A 16674-nucleotide genomic window follows, 5' to 3' on the forward strand; every position below is an offset into this window, starting at 1 on the left:
ACATCCACCGCGCGACGGGCCGTCGTCCCGGCGCAATCCCGATAGCCGCCGCGCCGCATGGTTGCGCGATCCGTGCGCCAACCGCGACGTTCGACCTTCGCATCGCCTGCACTCACCGCACTGAATGCAGGCCGCACGAGCCGGCGTGGATTCACCCTCGCCACGGCGAAGGTTCATCCGCGCATCCCTAGGTTAGGCGCCGCCCACCTCAAGGGCGATCTACAACAACCACTGAGGAGTCCCCCATGCAGTCCATGCGTCTTTACGGCATTTCCGCCGCCATCGCCGCCCTCCTGGCCGCCCCGGCCGCGTTCGCCCAGGATGGCGATACCGCTTCCGGCAAGCGTTTCTCCGTCGTCGGCAGCGCGACCATCCTGGAGCCCGATTCCGACCCGCTGGGCGCCGAAGTGCGCGGCGACGTCGCGCCGACCCTGAGCGCCACCTGGCACGCCAACGACAACATCGGCATCGAGCTCTGGGGCGCGGCCGACAAGTTCAACCATCGCGTGCGCAACCAGGCCGGCAACCTCGGCACCGTGGACGCGCAGCCGATCGCGCTGAGCGGCCAGTACCACTTCGGCGCCGCCGACAACACCTTCCGCCCGTTCCTGGGCCTGGGCTACCACCAGACCAACATCAGCGACGAGTCGATCGGCACCGGCGAGCACGTCAGCATGACCACGCCCAAGGGCGCGATCGGCACCGTGGGCCTCGACATCAACATCAACCCGACCTGGTTCGCGCGCGTCGACGCGCGCTACCTGGATGGCGACGCCGACCTGAAGGTCGCCGGCGAGACGGTCGAGCGCGACGTCGGCTTCGATCCGTGGACGCTGGGCTTCGGTATCGGCGCCCGGTTCTGATCCCCGCCGCTGTCGCGCCTACGAGGCAACGGGTCCTGCGGGGCCCGTTGCCGTATCCGGACACCGGAATCAGCGGCGCAGCATGCCCAGCCGCCGCAGCGTGCGGCGCAGGCCCCAGGCGAAGGCCAGGTGGTAACCAAGCAGCAGGCCGCCGATCGCCCACAGGCTGGCAGGCTGCGCCAGCCAGTCCCAAGGCAAGGGCGCCGGCGCGCCCGACCGCGCGCGATGCCAGAGCTGCCAGGCGGCCAGCGCCACGCGCATGGCGACCAGGACGGTCAAACCCGTCACCAGCCATGCGTTCGCGGTGTAGTGCAGTTGCCCCTGGCCCGCCTCCAGACGTGCCAGCCGCAGGCCGGCCGCTCCCAGCACGAGGCCGGCCAGCAGACCGCCCGCGGCATTCCAGCCGGCCCCGTCGATCCACAGCGCGGTCAGCGCCGCGCCCACCAGGAACAGGACCGACGACAGCGCCAGGCCCAGCGCATTGAACGTCACCCAGCCCGGGCGCGCGCGGCGGCGCGAGCGCCCGGCGCGATAGCGCTGCCACAGCCCGATCGGCCACAGCAGGAGCATCAGCGCGAGCAGCGACAGCAGCAGGACCGGCAACAGCAGCAGCGGCATGGCGGTCGGCGCCGGCTCAGGGCGGGGGCGTCTGCGCGGACCCGGCCGCGTGCGACGCGCCGACCACGCGCTCGCGACGGATCAGGTACAGGCCACTGGCGACGATGATGGCCGCGCCCAGCCAGGTCTTGCCGTCGGGCAAGGCCTGCCACACCACCAGGTCGATCAGCACGACCCACAACAGCGCCGCGTATTCCAGCGGCGCGATCTGGCTGGCCTCGCCGACCCGGAATGCCTGGGTCAGCGCCACCTGCCCGATCGCACCGCTCAGCCCGACCAGGCCGATCACCCACAGGTGCGCGGCCTGCACCGGGCGCCAGTCGAAGGCGGCCACGCTGCCGGCGAACACCGCCAGCAGGGCCAGGAACCAGAACACCATCGCCTCCGGGCTGTCGCGCATCGCCAGCTTGCGCACGGTGATCGCCGCGATCGAGTAGCACAGCGCCGCCAGCACCAGGACCAGGCCGGCGGTTGTGGCCACGCCGTCGCCGGTGGGCCGCAGCACCACCAGCACGCCAACCAGGCCGAGCGCGATCGCGGTCCAGCGGCGCGGTCCGACCTTCTCGCCCAGCAGCGGCACCGCCAGGGCGGTGATCATCAGCGGCGCGACGAACACGATCACGTAGGCGGTCGACAGCGGCATCCGGGCCAGGCCGTAGACGAAACCCACCATCATCCCCACGCTCAGCAGGCCGCGCAGCACGTGCAGGGGCCAGTGCACCCGCAGCAGGGTGTGGGCGCGCCCGCGCGCGAGCACCCAGGCCGCGACCAGCGGCAGCGCGGCCAGGCTGCGCAGGGTCGCGACCTGGAACGGCGAGTAGTCGGCGGCCAGCCACTTCATGCCCGCGTCCATGACCGCGAACAGTGCGCCGGCGCTGAGCATCCACGCCGCGGCCACGCCCGGCCGAAGTTCCAGCGGGCGGGACATCAGCGCGCCAGGCTGGCGATGTCGATCACGAAGCGGTAGCGCACGTCGCCGCGCAGCATGCGCTCGTAGGCGTCGTTGATCCGGTCGACGGAAATCAGTTCGATGTCGGCGGCGATGCCGTGCACGGCGCAGAAATCGAGCATGTGCCGGGTCTCGGCGATGCCGCCGATCATCGAGCCGGCGATGCGGCGGCGCTTGGACACCAGCGGGAAGGCCGACACCGGCGACGGCTCGGGAATGCCGAGCAGCACCAGGGTGCCGTCCACGCGCAACAGGCCCAGGCAGGCGTTGTAGTCGTGCGGCGCCGAGACCGTATCGATGATCAGGTCGAACTGGCGGGCATGGCTCTTGAACGCGCGGCCGTCGCCGGTGGTGGCGAAATCCTGCGCGCCCAGCGCCAGCGCATCCTCGCGCTTGGACGCGTTGCTGGAGAGCACGGTGACCTCGGCGCCCATCGCCACGGCCAGCTTCACCGCCATGTGGCCCAGCCCGCCCAGGCCCATCACCGCCACCCGGTGGCCGGCGACCACGCCGAAATGGCGCAGCGGCGACCAGGTGGTCACGCCGGCGCACAGCAGCGGCGCTGCGCGGTCGAGCGGGATGCCGGCGGGAATCGGCAGCACGTAGTCCTGGTCGACCACGATCCGGGTGGAATAGCCGCCCTGCGTCGGCATGCCGGTGCCGCGCTCGCGGCCGTTGTAGGTCGGGGTCATGCCCTCGTCGCAGTACTGCTCCATGCCGCTGCGGCACGGCGCGCAGGCGCGGCAGGAATCGACGAAGCAGCCCACCCCGACCGCGTCCCCGACCTTGTGGCGGTCGACCTGCGTGCCCACCGCCGAGACCCGGCCGACGATCTCGTGCCCCGGCACCATCGGGAAGATCGAGCCGCCCCACTCGTCGCGCGCCTGGTGGATGTCGGTATGGCAGACGCCGCAGTACAGGATCTCGATCTGCACGTCGCGGGGACCGGGACGGCGGCGCTCGAGCATGAAGGGCGCCAGCGGCGCGCCGGCGGCCTGGGCTGCGTAGGCGGGGATCATGCGGAGGGCCTGGCGGGAAGGTGGATGCGCATGATGCCGCATCCGCGCGCTCAGCCGGCTTCCAGCACGTGCCCCAGGCCGGTTCCGGCAATTTCGGTCAAGGCCGTGGACAGCGCCGCCGGCTCGGTGCCGCGGACGAAGCCGATGCGGAAGTGCACTTCGCCAGCCGGCGTGCGCGAGGAATGGATCGACTCCAGGCTGACCCCATGGCGTTCGAACACGTGCAGCAGCGCGCGCAGCGAGCCGGCCCGGTCCTCGGGCAGGTGGACGCTGGCGTAGCGGCGCGTGACCAGGTCGGCGAGCAGGTAGCCGACCCGCTCGTAGGCGTAGCTGCCCTCTTCCAGCGCCTGCGCGCCGAACGCCTCGCGGCTGTGCAGGAAGCGTTCGCGGAAGCGGGCGCGCGCGGCATCGTCGCCCTGGCGCACCAGTCCGCGCAGTTCCGAGAGTTGCGCCAGCAGGCGGTCGAGCATCCCGGCAACGTGCGGATTGCCGAACTGGATCTCCTCGTAGATCGCCGGATTGAGCGAGAGGATGCGCGCGGCGATGGCCGCGTCGAGTTCGAACGAGGCCGAGCGGAACGGCATGATCGCGTCGAGGCCGCCCAGTCCTCCGGCGTACTCGCCCAGCACGCCGGCCTGGGCCAGGTGCGAGGCGTGCACCATCGCCTGCACCAGCGCCATCATCCGGTCGTGGCGCTCGGCGTCGGCGTACACGTACTCGCCCTCGAGCGCGTCGAGCAGGGCCTGCAGCCAAGGACGCCAGCGGTCCAGCCGGGACTCGCACACCACCACCACCCGGCCCTTGAGTGTCGGCGCCTTGGGCGGGGCGGTCATCGGATGCAGGCCGGCCACCTCGGCGCGCGAGCGCAGCATCGCCTCGGTCGGCGCCTGCTTGATCGAGGTGATGTCCAGCCACAGGCGCCCGGCCTCGCGCCCGCCGGAGCGGCGCACGTAGTCCCCGACCACCTGCGGCGTCTGCCGGATCGGGGTGGCGAACAGCAGCACGTCGGCCTGCTCCAGCAGCGCCTCGGGCGTGTCGCTGGCCGGATCGCCCGGGTCGTGGCCGAGCACGCGCAGGCCCATGCGCCGCTCGAAGAAACCGCGCAGCCAACGGCCGTAGGTGCCGGCGCTGCCGACGATGGCGATGGTGGGGGCTGCGGTCACGGACGGAGCGGGCGGCACGGGGGAGGCCACACGGTACGGGCTGGCCGCGGTGCGCGCATCCGTTGCTTGCGCAACCGTGCGGTACCCTGTCGCCCGCCGGCCGCATGCAGCGCAAGCGCCCGGCGTTCCCCACGCACAACCGGATCCCGCCATGCCCTCCTTCGACATCGTCTCGGAAGTCGACACCCACGAACTGATCAACGCCGTCGACCAGGCCAACCGCGAACTGTCCACCCGCTTCGACTTCAAGGGCGTGGACGCGAAGTTCGTGCGCGAGGACGCGGTGATCACCCAGTCCGCGCCCAGCGAGTTCCAGCTCCAGCAGATGACCGACATCCTGCGCGCGCGCCTGATCGCGCGGAAGATCGACGTGCGCTGCCTCGAGTTCGGCGACATCGACACCAACGTCGCCGGCGCGCGGCAGAAGGTGACGGTCAAGCAGGGGATCGAGCGCGACCTGGCCAAGAAGATCCAGAACAAGCTCAAGGACGCCAAACTCAAGGTCGACAGCCAGATCAACGGCGACAAGCTGCGCGTGAACGGCAAGAAGCGCGACGACCTGCAGGCCGCGATCGCGCTGCTGCGCGGCGAGGACTTCGGCCTGCCCCTGCAGTTCGACAACTTCCGTGACTGACGCCGCCCCCGACCCGGCCGCGGTCGAGCTGGCGGTAAGGCGCTGGCTCGAGCGCGCGGTGATCGGGCTCAACCTGTGCCCGTTCGCCAAGGCGGTGTACGGCAAGCAGCAGGTGCGGATCGTGGTCAGCGACGCCAGCACCGAACGCGCCCTGCTCGAGCAGCTGGGCGAGGAACTGGCGCTGCTGCGCGACACCCCGCCCGACGCCATCGACACCACATTGCTGGTGCATCCGCAGGTGCTGGGCGATTTCCTCGCCTACAACGACTTCCTCGACGAGGCCGACGCGCTGGTCGAGACGCTGGAACTGGACGGCGTGCTGCAGGTGGCCAGCTTCCATCCCGACTACCAGTTCGCCGACAGCGGACCGGACGATGTCGAGAACCTCACCAACCGCGCGCCCTACCCGATCCTGCACCTGCTGCGCGAGGCCAGCGTGGATCGCGCGGTCGAGGCCTATCCCGAGCCCGACGCGATCATCGAGCGCAACATCGCCACCGTGCGCGCGCTCGGCCACGCCGGCTGGCGCGCCCTGCTCGACGGCGACGACGGCAGGCCGCGTCCGGACTAGGGGGCGAGGCGGCAGGCGCCGGCGGCGGCCTCGAGCAGCGCCTGCGCCTGCGCCAGCGAGGGCACGATCCGGTGCCCGAGCTTCCGCAGCGCCGCGTCCGGCTCGACCAGGTCCGGCACCTGTACCGGCAGCATCCCCGCCGCCAGCGCGGCGCGCACCCCGGCCGGCGAATCCTCCAGCACCAGGCAGCGCGCGGGCGCCACGCCCAGCCGCTTGGCGGCGAGCAGGTAGACGTCGGGAGCGGGCTTGGGCTGCTCCACGTCGCTGCTGGTGCAGACCGCGTCGAAGCGCTCGAGCAGGCCGGCGCGGCGCAGCTTGCGCAGCGCCAGCGGGCGCCGGGTCGAGGTCGCGACCGCGCGGGGAATGCCGCGCGCCTGCAGCCATTCCAGCAGGCCGACGATGCCGGGGCGGTGCGGGATCCCGGCCTCGACCATCGCCTCGTAGAGCACGTCGGTCCGGTCGAGCATGGCCATCGCGCCGGGCTCCCCCAGGCGCGCCGCCAGGATCTCGCGGCAGGCCTGCTCGCCGGTGCCGACCAGGGACAGCCACAACGATCGCGGCAGCGCATGGCCGGCCTCGGCCGCGGCGCGCTCCATGCAGTCGGTGATGGCCCGTTCGCTGTCGAGCATCAGCCCGTCCATGTCGAAGATCACCGCGTCGGGCAGGAACGGCAGCGGCGCCGCGTTCATGACCCCGCCTCCGCGAACAGCCGGGCGAGGTCGCCGGCGTCGAGCGGACGCCACTGCCCCGGCTCCAGCCCGCCGAGTTCGAGCCCGCCGATGCGCGAACGGTGCAGCGCCTGCACGTGGTTGCCGACGGCGGCGAACATGCGCCGCACCTGGTGGTAGCGGCCCTCGGTGATCGACAGCCGGGCATGGGTGCCGTCGATGGCCTCGAGCCGCGCCGGCTTCAGCGGCGTCGTCTCCGCCTCCAGCATCAGGCTGCCGCTGGCGAACAGCGCCGCCTCGTCGCCGCGCAGCGGACGGTCGAGCGTGGCCTCGTAGGTCTTGGACAGGTTGGACTTCGGCGAAATGATCCGGTGCAGCAGCTGGCCGTCGTCGGTGAGCAACAGCAGGCCGCTGGTGTCGCGGTCGAGCCGGCCCACCGTGGACAGCACCGGATCGCGGCGGCGGAAGCGCGGTGGAAGCAGGTCGTAGACGAGGCGGCCGGCATCCCTGGTCGAACAGGTATGGCCGACCGGCTTGTGCAGCATCAGCACCAGGCCCGGCGCCGGATCGAGCGGCTCGCCATCGACGCGCACGTCGTCGTGCCGGGCCGGGTCGTCGGCATAGAGCACCTCGCCCGCGGCATCGGTGATCCGTCCCTCGCGGAACATCCACTGCACCTCGCGGCGGCTGCCATAGCCGAGGTTGGCGAGGTAGCGCAGCAGCTTCATCGACCCTTCACCGCATGGATCACCTTGAAGCCCCCCTCGCCCGCCACCTCGCGGACCTGCGGGAAGCGCCCCGCCAGCGCCTGCTCGTAGGGCAACTGGCGGTTGGCGACCAGCCACAGCTCGCCGCCGTCGCGCAGGGCGTCGGCGGCCGCGGCGATGAAGGCGCGGCCGATGTCCGGGCGCGGCTCGCCGCGCAGCGCATGGAATGGCGGATTGCTGACGATGAAGTCGTAGCGCCGCGGCAGGCCGGCGGCGACGTCGTGCCAGAGGAAATCCAGCGCCACGCGCGGCGCATGCGCGGCGAGGTTGGCGCGGGCGCAGTCGAGCGCGCGCAGCTCGGCCTCGACCACGTCCAGGGAGGTGACGCGCGGGCAGCGCGCCAGCACCTGGTCGGACAGATAGCCCCAGCCCGCGCCGAGATCGGCGCCGTGCCCGGCCAGCGTCACCGGCAGGTGTCGCGCCAGCAGCGCAGAAGCCGCGTCGACCCGGTCCCAGGCGAACACGCCGGGCCGGCTGACATGGCGGCCGCCCAGGATCGGCCGCGGCGCGTCGAGTGCCGACCAGGCGGCGGCCAGGGCCGCGTCGGCGCCGTCCACCTGCGCCCGGAACACGCGGCACTTGTGCTTGCTCTGCACGTTGGCGGGTCCCAGCAGCGCCTCGAAGTCGGCCTGGCCGGTGCGCGCGCCGGCGTCGTTGGGCATCGCCGCGACGATGCACCCGCCCGGCAGGCTCCGCGCGAGCGCCTGGGCCAGCAGCGCCCGCGCCTCGTCGCGCTGGCGCGGCGGCAGCACCAGCACCAGCGGGAACCGGTCCTCGCCGCCGGCGCGCACGTCGAAACCGGCGCGCCCGAGCGCATCGTACTCGGGCCGGAAGCTCTGCTCGCAGGCCAGGCTGCGCGGGGCGTGCGCATGCAGGGCCGTGCCGCCGCGGGCACGCAGGAACAGTGCCCCCGCCTCCGGCCAGGCCAGCTGGCCACTGGCGAACGGCAGCATCAGGGCGTCGAGGGCGGGATCGGACATCGGCATCGCGGCGCGGCAGGGCGCACGATTCTAGCGGGCCGCGCCCGCAGCCCTGGAAACGGCCGCCATACGCATCCTTGACCGCGCAAGAACATCCCGCCCCGCAGGCTGCGGGTTGGCACATGACTGGAAGGAGGCGCCATGCGCGCACTGTTCGTCGGCGGCGTGATCGACAATGGCGAGCTGGACCTGGACGTGTCCGAGCCGCCGATCCACTACCCGCCGGAAACGGGCAGCGGCCAGTCGCGCTACCGCCTGCAGGCGGTGGGGCGCGGCGACGACGGCGTCGGTTGCGCGGTGTACGGCGCCCCCGGCCTGGATCGCGACGAGGTGATGCGGGTCAGCGACGAGCGCGATTACGCGCGCCGCTTCGGCGTCCGGCTCGACCTCGTGGAATAACGGCCTCCGCGGCGGGTCAGGCGATCGCGGCCCGATCCGGCCCGCGCAGGCGCCGCGCGGCCTCGGGCAGCCACGACAGCAACAGGCAGCCCGCGCCCAGCAGCGCCCACTGCGCCGCGCCGCTGCCCAGCGCCTGGCTGGCGAGCGCCCACCACTGCCCGCCGAAATATCCCAGCGTGGCCAGCGTCGAGAGCGCGAGGATCGCGAGCAGCGCGTTGAGCAGGCTGCGTTCCAGGCCGGCGTCGGCGGGCCGCGGCGCCGGCGTGGACGCCGCCAGCGCCGCGACCGCTGCGGCGAAGCCGGGCGGCGGCTCGGGCAGCGGCTGGCTGCGCAGGGCCCGGGCCAGCAGCGCGTCGGCACGGTGGCTGGGGGAAGCCAGCGCCTGCTCCTGGGCCTGCCAGTCGCGGTCGGCGACGGGACCGGGGGCGGTCGGATGGGACGGGCGCGTGTTCATGCGGCAAATACTCCCAGGCTCGGCTCCAGCAGCCCGCGCAACAGCTTGCGGCTGCGGAACAGATGGCTCTTGATCGTACCTTCGGCGAGTCCGGTGACCCGTGAAATCTCGCCGATCGGCATGTCCTCGAGGTGATACAGCGTGAGCAGGGTGCGCTGCAGCGGCGGCAGCTTCCCGATCGCGGCGTGCAGCATGGCCACGGCCTGGTCGTCGGCCGCGGCCGCCTCCAGGTCGAAGCCGTCGCCGACGGTCTCGGCCAGGGATGGCCCGTCGTCGCCGGCGCCGGCCTCCGCGATCGGGATCCGCTTCTTCTCCAGGTGGCGCTTGGCCACCGAGTAGGCCACCTGCGCGATCCAGGACTTGAGCGCGCTCTCGCCGCGGTACTGGTGCAGGGCCTGGTGCACGCGCAGGAAGGCCTCCTGGCACAGCTCGCGGGTATCGTCCGGATGGCGGACCATGCGGTCGATCACGTGCCAGCACAGGCCCTGGTACTCGCGCACCAGCCGCTCGAACGCGCCCGGGGCGCCGGCGAGCACCGCCGACACCAGGGCGCGGTCGGCGGCCGGCACGTCCTTGTCGGGGGTGGAGGGCTCCGTCATCGCCCACAGGGATACGCCCACCGCAGCGACGGTTGCAAGACGCGGTGCCGGCATCGTCGGGGGCCGGGCTGCAACCGGGCGCCGGATGGCCGTATCTCCAGTACCCGAACCCACCACCATCCGCCTACCGGGACACCCGCCATGGACATCGCCGTCTTCATCCCCATCGTCCTGTTCGTCTGCATCTACCTGTCCATCAAGGCCGTGGTCGATGCCCGCGCCCGCCGCCATCTGGTCCAGTCGCACGGCTCCGAGGACATGCTGCGCACCCTGCTGGCCGGCGAGGAATCGCGCCGCCGCCACGCGTCGCTGCGCTGGGGCGTGATCCTCGTGGCGCTGGCGGTCGGATTCGCCGTGCTCGAGGGCGTGGGCTGGGAAGACCCGTCGCCGCTGATGTTCGCGATCCTGCTCGGCGCCACGGGCCTGGGCAACCTGGCCGCCTACGCCGTCACGCGCAACCTCAAGTAAGCCCTGCGGCCGGCTGCCGGGACGGCGGCCGGCCGGGATTTTCAGGCGGCGTCGACGCCGCATCTGCGACTTTGGTCGACTCCCGCGGCCCTGCGCGCGCCCCGATGGGGCGGTTTTCCGCGATACTTGCAGGATTGTCCCGCGCAAGACGAGTCGCCCGTTCGATGAAGGATTCCTTTAGCTACGACCAGCTGATCGCCTCGGGCGAAGGCACGCTCTTCGGCCCCGGCAGCGGCCGCCTGCCCCTGCCGCCGATGCTGATGTTCGACCGCATCACCCATATCGACGACGACGGCGGCGCCCACGGCCTGGGCCGGGTCGAGGCCGAACTCGACATCCGCCCGGACCTCTGGTTCTTCCAGTGCCATTTCGCCGGCGACCCGGTGATGCCGGGCTGCCTGGGCCTGGACGCGATGTGGCAGCTGGTCGGCTTCTACCTGACCTGGCAGAAGCTGCCGGGCCGCGGCCGCGCGCTGGGCGCCGGCGAGGTCAAGTTCACCGGCGAGGTCGGCCCCGACGCGAAGCTGGTGCGCTACGAGATCGACATCAAGCGCGTGATCCGGCGCAAGCTGATCCTGGCCATCGCCGACGCGCGCATGTACTGCGACGGACAGGAGATCTACACGGCCAGCGACCTGCGCGTGGGCCTGTTCCAGAGGGAAGGCGACGCATGAGCCTGGTGATGGGCCCGCGCCGCGTCGTGATCACCGGGATGGGCATCGTCTCGTGTATCGGCAACGACCTGGACACCGTCTCGGCCGCGCTGCGCGAGGGACGCCCCGGCATCGCATTCGACCAGGAATTCGCCGACCGCGGCCTGCGCAGCCAGGTCTCGGGCGTGCCGCAGGTGGACCTGGAAGCGCAGATCGACCGAAAGCTGCGCCGCTTCATGGGCGACGCGGCGGCCTATGCCTACATCGCGCTGCGCGACGCGATCGCGCAGTCGGGGCTGGGCGACGACCAGGTCTCGAACCCGCGCACCGGCCTGATCATGGGCTCGGGCGGCGGTTCGCCGACCAACCAGATCGAATCGGCCGACACCCTGCGCGAGCGCGGCATCCGCCGGGTGGGTCCGTACCAGGTCACGCGCACGATGAGCTCCACCGTGTCCGCCTGCCTGGCCACGGCGTTCGGCATCAAGGGCCTGAACTATTCGATCTCCTCGGCCTGCGCCACCTCGGCGCACTGCATCGGCGTGGCCGCGCAGCAGATCCAGGCCGGGCTGCAGGACGTGGTCTTCGCCGGCGGCGGCGAGGAGGTCAGCTGGGGCATGGCCATGCTGTTCGACGGCATGGGCGCGCTGTCCACGAAATACAACGACACGCCGCAGCGCGCCTCGCGCGCTTACGACACCGACCGCGACGGCTTCGTCATCGCCGGCGGCGGCGGCGCCCTGGTGCTCGAGAGCCTGGAGCACGCGCAGGCGCGCGGCGCCACGATCCTCGGCGAACTGGTCGGCTTCGGCGCCAGCTCCGACGGCGAGGACATGGTGGCCCCCTCGGGCGATGGCGCCATCGCCTGCATGCGCCTGGCGATCGAAGGCCTGGATGGCGGAATCGACTACGTCAACACCCACGGCACCTCCACGCCGGTGGGCGACGTGGCCGAACTGCGCGCGATGCGCGCGGTGTTCGGCGACGCGGTACCGCCGTTTTCCTCGACCAAGTCGCTGACCGGCCACTCGCTGGGCGCGACCAGCGTGCACGAGGCGATCTTCTGCCTGCTGATGCTGCAGCAGGGCTTCATCGCCGGCTCGGTGAACGTGGACAACGTCGACCCGGAAGCGGCCGACCTGCCGCTGGCGCGCGAGAGCCGCGACGCCGCCCTGCGCACGGTCCTGTCCAACAGCTTCGGTTTCGGCGGCACCAACGCCAGCCTGGTGCTGCGCCGCTGGGACGCCTGAGCCCGGGCCGCAGCCCGGTCGCAAGCGTCGCCGTGGCCGCGCCGGGCATGCGCCGGCATCGCTGCGCATTCCCGGGCGGAGGCCGGACGCGGCATCGCGCCTTGAACGGCGCAGCCCGGGTCGCTGCCACAGGCCCCGGCGCGGCGCGACCGTCAGGCGCCGCCGATCACGCGGATGCGCGCGCCATCGAGCTCGACCACCTGGCCCGCTCGGATCTTGCAGGTCTTGCGCAGCTCCACCGCGCCGTCCACCCGCACCGCACCGCTGGCGACCACCGCCTTGCCGGCACCGCCGCTGTCGACCAGGCCGCAGAGCTTGAGCAGCTGGTTGAGCTCGACGTACTCGCCGTCGAGCTCGAAAGTCCCATCGTCCATCGTCGTGCCTCCCCGCCTCAGCCCTGCAGCTCGCGCAGCGTGGTCGACGGCGGCGCATCGAGCACGCGCCGCGTCGCGAACAGCCCGGCGGCCAGCGTGACCACCACGCCCAGCGCGCCACCGACCACCGCGAGCATCCAGTTGGTCCGCCACGGCAGGTCGAACACCTCGGTGGCGATGATGCCCGACAGCAGCGAGGCCGCGATCGCCGCGACCAGTCCCGAGAGCAGGCCGATCGCCGCGAATTCCGAGACCTGGGCCATGCGCAGCTGCCCGCGCCGCCCGCCCAGCGCGCGCATCACCCCGCCTTCGAGCAGGCGTTCGTCCTGGCTGGCGCTCACCGCCGCCAGCAGCACCAGCACGCCGGCCAGCAGCGAGAACCAGAACACCACCTGGACCACGGTCGAGACCTGGTCGGCGGTGCTGCGCACCTGCGCCAGTACCGCGTCGACGTCGATCACCGACAGGTTGGGGAAGGCCTGCACCAGCTCGGCGGTGAACCGCGGCAGCGACGCCGGCACCTGCACCGCGGTGATGTGGCTGGCCGGATAGCCGTCCAGCGCGCCGGGCGAGGCGAGCACGAAGAAGTTGGGCTGGAAGCTTTCCCACTCCACGCTGCGCAGGCTGGTGATCGGCGCCTCGAAGCGCTGGCCGGCGATGTCGAAGGCGATGCGGTCGCCGATCGCCCAGCCCAGGCCCTTGGCGAAGTTCTCTTCCACCGACAGCTCCGGGCTGGCCGGCGTGCCGTTCCAGAACGTACCGGCCACGACCTTGTTGTCCTCGCGCAGCGACGCCGCCATCGACAGGTTGAATTCGCGCTCGGCGCGCCGCTGCGACTGGCGGTCCTCGTCCGCATCGCCCGTGCGCCCGGCGTAGTCCTCGCCGCGCACCGGCGTGCCGTTGCGCTCGACCAGCCGGGCCCGGACCATCGGGAACAGCACCGGCTCGGCCACCCCGCGCGCGGCGATGAACTCGCGCACCGGGCCGATCTGGTCGGACTGCACGTTGACGATGAAGCGGTTGGGCGCATCCTGCGCCAGCGCCAGCTGCCATCGGTCGAGCAGGTCGGTGCGCACGAAGGTGAGCAGCAGCAGCGCCATCAGGCCCAGGCCGAGCGCGCTGACCTGCGCGATCGAGGTGCCCGCGCGACGGCTGACGTTGGCAAGGCCATAGCGCAGCGCCCCGCGCAGGCGTCCGCGCACGCGGCGCACCAGCAGGATCAGCAGCCAGGCGATCAGGGCCAGCGCCGCCAGCGTGGCGGCGATGCCGACCAGCATGGCCGTGGCCAGCGTGGCCGAGCCTGCCTGCCACCAGAGCAGCGCCGCCAGCCCGCCCAGCGCGGCCAGCGCGACGATCCAGGCCGAAGGTTCGACGCCGTCGAGGTCGCGCCGCAGCACGCGCAGCGCCGGCACCCGGCGCAGCGCCAGCACCGGCGGCGCGCCGAACGCCAGCAGCACCACCAGCCCCACCCCGTAGCCGCGCAGCGCCGGCCAGAGGCTCGTCGGCGGGATATCCACCTTCAGCGCCTGCGCCAGCCAGCCGGCCACCGACCACTGCAGGGCGAAGGCGATGGCCACGCCGACGGTGCAGACGATCAGGCCCAGCAGCAGCAGTTCCCCGACATGGATCCCCACCAGGGTGCGCTGCTGCGCGCCGAGGCAGCGCATCACCGCCACGCCCGACAGGTGCCGCTCGCTGTGGCGGCGCGCGGCCATGGCGACCGCCACCGCCGCCAGCACCACCGACACCAGCGCGGCCAGGCCGAGGAAGCGGCCGGCGCGATCCAGCGCGGAGCGCACTTCCGGGCGCGCATCGGTGATCGTCTCGATGCGCTGGCCGCGGCCGAGATTCCCGCGCGCCACCGCGGCGAAGGCTTCCACCGCCGCCGCATCGCCCGCCACCACCAGCCGGTAGCGGATCCGGCTTCCTTCCTGCACCAGCCCGGTGGACGCCAGGTCGCCGAGGTTGAGGAAGGCCTTCGGCGCGACGTTGAAATAGTCGATCGACGCGTCCGGCTCCTGCGTCACCAGCGCGGTGAGCTGGAACTCGCGCGTGCCGATGCCGACGCGATCGCCCACGCGCGCGCCGAGTGTGTCGGCGCCGGCACGACTGAGCCACAGCGTGCCGGGGTCGGGCACGCCGGCGGCATCGCGCTCCACGCCCTCGCCATCGACGATGCGGAAGCTGCCGCGCAGCGGGAATCCTTCGCCCAGCGCGCGCAGGTCGCCCAGCCGCAGTTGCGCATCGGCGCCGCTGCCGACGCGGATCATGCTGTCGAGCTCGACCGTCTGCGTGCGCCGCAGGCCCGCCGCGCTGGCGGCCTCGTCGATCGCCCCGACGATGGGCGCATCGCCGCGCACCAGCGCGTCGCCGCCGAGCAGGCGGTTGGCTTCCATCGCCAGCGCGCGGCCGGCGCGGTCGGTGACGAACCCGACCGAGGTCACCGCCACCACCGCCAGCACCAGCGCGGCGAACAGGATGCGGATGTCGCCGGCGGCCAGGTCGCGGCGCAGCTGGCGCCAGGCGAGCGTGAGCGTCCTCATGGCCTCACCCGCGCCCGTCGCCGACCAGGCGCCCGCCGTCCAGGCGCAGGATGCGGTGGCAGCGCGCGGCCAGATGGTCGTCGTGGGTGACCAGCACCAGGGTGGTGCCGGCATCGGCGTTCATCGCGAACAGCGTTTCGATGATGGCCTGTCCGGTATTGGTGTCGAGGTTGCCGGTGGGTTCGTCCGCGAACAGCAGGGAAGGCCGCGTCACGAACGCGCGCGCCAGCGCCACGCGCTGCTGCTCGCCGCCCGAGAGCTGCTTCGGATAGTGGCCGAGGCGCTCGCCGAGGCCGACCTTGCCCAGCATCGCGCGGGCCGGTCCGTCCGCATCGGCGTCGCCGCGCAGCTCCAGCGGCAGCATCACGTTCTCCAGCGCGGTCAGCGAGGGCAGCAGCTGGAAGTTCTGGAACACGAAACCGACCCGGTCGCCGCGCACCCGCGCGCGACCGTCCTCGTCCAGGCGCGAGATCGGCTCGCCGTCGAGTTCCACCGAGCCGTCGCTGGGCGTGTCGAGCCCGGCCAGCAGCGACAGCAGGGTGCTCTTGCCCGATCCCGAGGCGCCGACGATGGCGACCACCTCCCCGCGCGCGACGTCGAAGCCGACGCCGTCGAGGATCGTCAGCGGGCCCGAGGGCAGGGACACGCGCTTGCCCAGCGCCTGCACGCGCAGGGCCGGCGCGGTGGAGGGAGATGCAGCGGGGGCGGAATCAGGGGCGGGGTCGGCGGCGGCGTGGGGCGCGGGGGCGTCGGCCATGTTCATTCCGGATTGGTTATCGTGGACCGCAGGCGCGATGCGCACGACGGACGAGGAGGTTCGATGCAGCAGCTTGGCGGTTACGGCACGACACCGGCGGCGTTGCCGCAGCGGCGGCACGACGCGGCCCGTACGAGGACGCAGGGCCTGCCGGCGCAGCGCATTGCCGGCCAGCGTGTCCGGCAACGCGCGAACCGCGGGCAAACGCCGGCACGTCACGGTCCTTATGGCGGCTGGCTCCGCGGGATGCAATGGGCCATCGGTTTACTCCTGCTGCTGGCGCTGCTGCCGGCTCTCGCCCAGCCCGGGCCGGCGACCACGCCGCAGGCGCGCACCGTGCTGGTGATGGGCGATTCGCTCTCGGCCGGCTACGGCATGGCCGCCCACGAGGGCTGGGTATCGCGGCTGGGCGAGCGGCTTGCGAAGGACCGGCCCGGCTGGCGGGTGGTCAATGCCAGCATCAGCGGCGAGACCACCGCGGGCGGCGCTTCCCGCATCGTCGGCGAGGTGCTGCGCCATCGTCCGGAGGTGGTCGTGATCGCGCTGGGCGCCAACGACGGCCTGCGCGGCCTGCCGCTGCGCGAGGCGCGCCGCAACCTGGCGCGCATGATCGGTGCCTCGCAGCACGTGGGCGCGAAGGTGCTGCTGGTGGGCATGCGCATGCCGCCCAACCTCGGCGAGGACTACACGCGCGGCTTCGAGCGCAACTACAGCGACCTCGCCAAGCTGTTCGACACGGGGTTGCTGCCGTTCCTGCTCGAACCCATCGCGCTCGACCGCGACGCATTCCAGGACGACAACCTGCATCCGACGATCGAGGTCCAGGGCAAGCTGCTCGACCACGTCTGGCCGGCGCTGCTGCCGCTGATCGAGGCGGCGGACGCGGATTGACGGGACGATCCCGGCCGCGGCGTGGCGATGACCATGGCGCGCGCCCGGGGGCCG

At 72.5% G+C, this 16674-nt stretch carries 20 protein-coding genes; 8 read left to right on the forward strand and 12 right to left on the reverse strand.

The genetic code is table 11. The features are described from left to right. The first annotated feature begins 245 nt into the window (after positions 1 to 245). The gene (locus tag ACFQ2D_RS10010; RefSeq protein WP_280941488.1) at positions 246 to 863 is read left to right on the forward strand and encodes an OmpW/AlkL family protein; all 618 of its coding nucleotides are present in this window, start codon (positions 246 to 248) and stop codon (positions 861 to 863) included. A 69-nt stretch (positions 864 to 932) separates the two neighbouring features. Here ACFQ2D_RS10010 and ACFQ2D_RS10015 read toward each other — a convergent pair whose 3' ends face one another. Genes ACFQ2D_RS10015 through ACFQ2D_RS10030 form a run of 4 tightly spaced genes read right to left on the reverse strand, consistent with a single transcriptional unit; the run spans position 933 to position 4612 of the window. Then, positions 933 to 1481, reverse strand: a complete 549-nt coding sequence (locus ACFQ2D_RS10015) for a DUF1453 domain-containing protein (protein ID WP_280941487.1) — start codon at positions 1479 to 1481, stop codon at positions 933 to 935. 16 nt (positions 1482 to 1497) lie between these two features. Beyond that, the gene (locus ACFQ2D_RS10020; RefSeq protein ID WP_280941486.1) at positions 1498 to 2409 is read right to left on the reverse strand and encodes a DMT family transporter; all 912 of its coding nucleotides are present in this window, start codon (positions 2407 to 2409) and stop codon (positions 1498 to 1500) included. Beyond that, the gene (locus ACFQ2D_RS10025; protein ID WP_280941485.1) at positions 2409 to 3449 is read right to left on the reverse strand and encodes an NAD(P)-dependent alcohol dehydrogenase; all 1041 of its coding nucleotides are present in this window, start codon (positions 3447 to 3449) and stop codon (positions 2409 to 2411) included. The genes ACFQ2D_RS10020 and ACFQ2D_RS10025 overlap by 1 nt, the downstream gene beginning before the upstream one ends. A 50-nt stretch (positions 3450 to 3499) precedes the next feature. Then, the gene (locus tag ACFQ2D_RS10030; RefSeq protein WP_280941484.1) at positions 3500 to 4612 is read right to left on the reverse strand and encodes a prephenate dehydrogenase; all 1113 of its coding nucleotides are present in this window, start codon (positions 4610 to 4612) and stop codon (positions 3500 to 3502) included. Positions 4613 to 4763: 151 nt separating this feature from the next. Between ACFQ2D_RS10030 and ACFQ2D_RS10035 the strand changes: the two genes are divergently transcribed. Both ACFQ2D_RS10035 and ACFQ2D_RS10040 read left to right on the forward strand, forming a co-directional pair. Then, complete coding sequence (locus ACFQ2D_RS10035; RefSeq protein ID WP_280941483.1) at positions 4764 to 5246, forward strand: YajQ family cyclic di-GMP-binding protein; 483 nt, start codon at positions 4764 to 4766, stop codon at positions 5244 to 5246. Further along, complete coding sequence (locus ACFQ2D_RS10040) at positions 5239 to 5817, forward strand: DUF1415 domain-containing protein (protein WP_280941482.1); 579 nt, start codon at positions 5239 to 5241, stop codon at positions 5815 to 5817. The genes ACFQ2D_RS10035 and ACFQ2D_RS10040 overlap by 8 nt, the downstream gene beginning before the upstream one ends. On the opposite strand, the gene ACFQ2D_RS10045 is transcribed toward ACFQ2D_RS10040, so the two are convergent. Genes ACFQ2D_RS10045 through ACFQ2D_RS10055 form a run of 3 tightly spaced genes read right to left on the reverse strand, consistent with a single transcriptional unit; the run spans position 5814 to position 8232 of the window. After that, the gene (locus tag ACFQ2D_RS10045) at positions 5814 to 6506 is read right to left on the reverse strand and encodes an HAD family hydrolase (RefSeq protein WP_280941481.1); all 693 of its coding nucleotides are present in this window, start codon (positions 6504 to 6506) and stop codon (positions 5814 to 5816) included. The genes ACFQ2D_RS10040 and ACFQ2D_RS10045 overlap by 4 nt on opposite strands. Next, a complete protein-coding gene (locus tag ACFQ2D_RS10050) occupies positions 6503 to 7213 on the reverse strand; it encodes a pseudouridine synthase (RefSeq protein ID WP_280941480.1) in 711 nt (236 codons plus the stop codon). The genes ACFQ2D_RS10045 and ACFQ2D_RS10050 overlap by 4 nt, the downstream gene beginning before the upstream one ends. Further along, positions 7210 to 8232 carry a class I SAM-dependent methyltransferase gene (locus tag ACFQ2D_RS10055; RefSeq protein WP_386795641.1) on the reverse strand — a complete coding sequence of 341 codons (1023 nt, stop codon included), beginning with the start codon at positions 8230 to 8232 and terminating at the stop codon, positions 7210 to 7212. The genes ACFQ2D_RS10050 and ACFQ2D_RS10055 overlap by 4 nt, the downstream gene beginning before the upstream one ends. 141 nt (positions 8233 to 8373) lie before the next feature. On the opposite strand from ACFQ2D_RS10055, the gene ACFQ2D_RS10060 reads away from it, so the two are divergent. Then, positions 8374 to 8631, forward strand: a complete 258-nt coding sequence (locus tag ACFQ2D_RS10060; RefSeq protein WP_280941478.1) for a hypothetical protein — start codon at positions 8374 to 8376, stop codon at positions 8629 to 8631. A gap of 16 nt (positions 8632 to 8647) precedes the next feature. Here ACFQ2D_RS10060 and ACFQ2D_RS10065 read toward each other — a convergent pair whose 3' ends face one another. Further along, positions 8648 to 9085 carry a hypothetical protein gene (locus tag ACFQ2D_RS10065; RefSeq protein ID WP_280941477.1) on the reverse strand — a complete coding sequence of 146 codons (438 nt, stop codon included), beginning with the start codon at positions 9083 to 9085 and terminating at the stop codon, positions 8648 to 8650. Then, the gene (locus tag ACFQ2D_RS10070) at positions 9082 to 9684 is read right to left on the reverse strand and encodes an RNA polymerase sigma factor (RefSeq protein ID WP_280941476.1); all 603 of its coding nucleotides are present in this window, start codon (positions 9682 to 9684) and stop codon (positions 9082 to 9084) included. The genes ACFQ2D_RS10065 and ACFQ2D_RS10070 overlap by 4 nt, the downstream gene beginning before the upstream one ends. A gap of 141 nt (positions 9685 to 9825) precedes the next feature. On the opposite strand from ACFQ2D_RS10070, the gene ACFQ2D_RS10075 reads away from it, so the two are divergent. From ACFQ2D_RS10075 to fabB, 3 genes are all read left to right on the forward strand, one after another. After that, a complete protein-coding gene (locus ACFQ2D_RS10075) occupies positions 9826 to 10152 on the forward strand; it encodes a DUF6249 domain-containing protein (protein WP_280941475.1) in 327 nt (108 codons plus the stop codon). Between the two features lie 164 nt (positions 10153 to 10316). Next, on the forward strand, positions 10317 to 10826 hold the full coding sequence (gene fabA, locus ACFQ2D_RS10080; protein ID WP_280941474.1) for a 3-hydroxyacyl-[acyl-carrier-protein] dehydratase FabA: 510 nt from the start codon (positions 10317 to 10319) through the stop codon (positions 10824 to 10826). After that, positions 10823 to 12055, forward strand: a complete 1233-nt coding sequence (gene fabB, locus ACFQ2D_RS10085) for a beta-ketoacyl-ACP synthase I (protein ID WP_280941473.1) — start codon at positions 10823 to 10825, stop codon at positions 12053 to 12055. The genes fabA and fabB overlap by 4 nt, the downstream gene beginning before the upstream one ends. Before the next feature lie 152 nt (positions 12056 to 12207). On the opposite strand, the gene ACFQ2D_RS10090 is transcribed toward fabB, so the two are convergent. The 3 genes from ACFQ2D_RS10090 to ACFQ2D_RS10100 are packed head-to-tail and all read right to left on the reverse strand — an operon-like array spanning position 12208 to position 15729. Continuing rightward, complete coding sequence (locus ACFQ2D_RS10090) at positions 12208 to 12429, reverse strand: RNA-binding S4 domain-containing protein (protein ID WP_280941472.1); 222 nt, start codon at positions 12427 to 12429, stop codon at positions 12208 to 12210. Positions 12430 to 12446: 17 nt separating this feature from the next. Then, positions 12447 to 14972, reverse strand: a complete 2526-nt coding sequence (locus ACFQ2D_RS10095; protein ID WP_280941471.1) for an ABC transporter permease — start codon at positions 14970 to 14972, stop codon at positions 12447 to 12449. Positions 14973 to 14976: 4 nt separating this feature from the next. After that, positions 14977 to 15729, reverse strand: a complete 753-nt coding sequence (locus tag ACFQ2D_RS10100) for an ABC transporter ATP-binding protein (protein ID WP_280941470.1) — start codon at positions 15727 to 15729, stop codon at positions 14977 to 14979. A 246-nt stretch (positions 15730 to 15975) separates the two neighbouring features. Between ACFQ2D_RS10100 and ACFQ2D_RS10105 the strand changes: the two genes are divergently transcribed. Further along, positions 15976 to 16620, forward strand: coding sequence for an arylesterase (locus ACFQ2D_RS10105; protein WP_280941469.1), 645 nt, complete (start codon positions 15976 to 15978; stop codon positions 16618 to 16620). The last annotated feature ends 54 nt before the right edge of the window (positions 16621 to 16674 follow it).

The organism is Luteimonas composti (genome assembly GCF_042678665.1).
GTDB lineage: Bacteria > Pseudomonadota > Gammaproteobacteria > Xanthomonadales > Xanthomonadaceae > Luteimonas > Luteimonas composti.

What these genes read in the sequence shown, in the direction of transcription:
- ACFQ2D_RS10010 (WP_280941488.1), top strand. Translation starts at nt 246, where the DNA reads ATGCAGTCCATGCGTCTTTACGGCATTTCCGCCGCCATCGCCGCCCTC.
- ACFQ2D_RS10015 (WP_280941487.1), bottom strand. Translation starts at nt 1,481, where the DNA reads ATGCCGCTGCTGCTGTTGCCGGTCCTGCTGCTGTCGCTGCTCGCGCTG.
- ACFQ2D_RS10020 (WP_280941486.1), bottom strand. Translation starts at nt 2,409, where the DNA reads ATGTCCCGCCCGCTGGAACTTCGGCCGGGCGTGGCCGCGGCGTGGATG.
- ACFQ2D_RS10025 (WP_280941485.1), bottom strand. Translation starts at nt 3,449, where the DNA reads ATGATCCCCGCCTACGCAGCCCAGGCCGCCGGCGCGCCGCTGGCGCCC.
- ACFQ2D_RS10035 (WP_280941483.1), top strand. Translation starts at nt 4,764, where the DNA reads ATGCCCTCCTTCGACATCGTCTCGGAAGTCGACACCCACGAACTGATC.
- ACFQ2D_RS10045 (WP_280941481.1), bottom strand. Translation starts at nt 6,506, where the DNA reads ATGAACGCGGCGCCGCTGCCGTTCCTGCCCGACGCGGTGATCTTCGAC.
- ACFQ2D_RS10050 (WP_280941480.1), bottom strand. Translation starts at nt 7,213, where the DNA reads ATGAAGCTGCTGCGCTACCTCGCCAACCTCGGCTATGGCAGCCGCCGC.
- ACFQ2D_RS10055 (WP_386795641.1), bottom strand. Translation starts at nt 8,232, where the DNA reads ATGTCCGATCCCGCCCTCGACGCCCTGATGCTGCCGTTCGCCAGTGGC.
- ACFQ2D_RS10060 (WP_280941478.1), top strand. Translation starts at nt 8,374, where the DNA reads ATGCGCGCACTGTTCGTCGGCGGCGTGATCGACAATGGCGAGCTGGAC.
- ACFQ2D_RS10065 (WP_280941477.1), bottom strand. Translation starts at nt 9,085, where the DNA reads ATGAACACGCGCCCGTCCCATCCGACCGCCCCCGGTCCCGTCGCCGAC.
- ACFQ2D_RS10070 (WP_280941476.1), bottom strand. Translation starts at nt 9,684, where the DNA reads ATGACGGAGCCCTCCACCCCCGACAAGGACGTGCCGGCCGCCGACCGC.
- ACFQ2D_RS10075 (WP_280941475.1), top strand. Translation starts at nt 9,826, where the DNA reads ATGGACATCGCCGTCTTCATCCCCATCGTCCTGTTCGTCTGCATCTAC.
- fabA (WP_280941474.1), top strand. Translation starts at nt 10,317, where the DNA reads ATGAAGGATTCCTTTAGCTACGACCAGCTGATCGCCTCGGGCGAAGGC.
- fabB (WP_280941473.1), top strand. Translation starts at nt 10,823, where the DNA reads ATGAGCCTGGTGATGGGCCCGCGCCGCGTCGTGATCACCGGGATGGGC.
- ACFQ2D_RS10090 (WP_280941472.1), bottom strand. Translation starts at nt 12,429, where the DNA reads ATGGACGATGGGACTTTCGAGCTCGACGGCGAGTACGTCGAGCTCAAC.
- ACFQ2D_RS10095 (WP_280941471.1), bottom strand. Translation starts at nt 14,972, where the DNA reads ATGAGGACGCTCACGCTCGCCTGGCGCCAGCTGCGCCGCGACCTGGCC.
- ACFQ2D_RS10100 (WP_280941470.1), bottom strand. Translation starts at nt 15,729, where the DNA reads ATGGCCGACGCCCCCGCGCCCCACGCCGCCGCCGACCCCGCCCCTGAT.
- ACFQ2D_RS10105 (WP_280941469.1), top strand. Translation starts at nt 15,976, where the DNA reads ATGCAATGGGCCATCGGTTTACTCCTGCTGCTGGCGCTGCTGCCGGCT.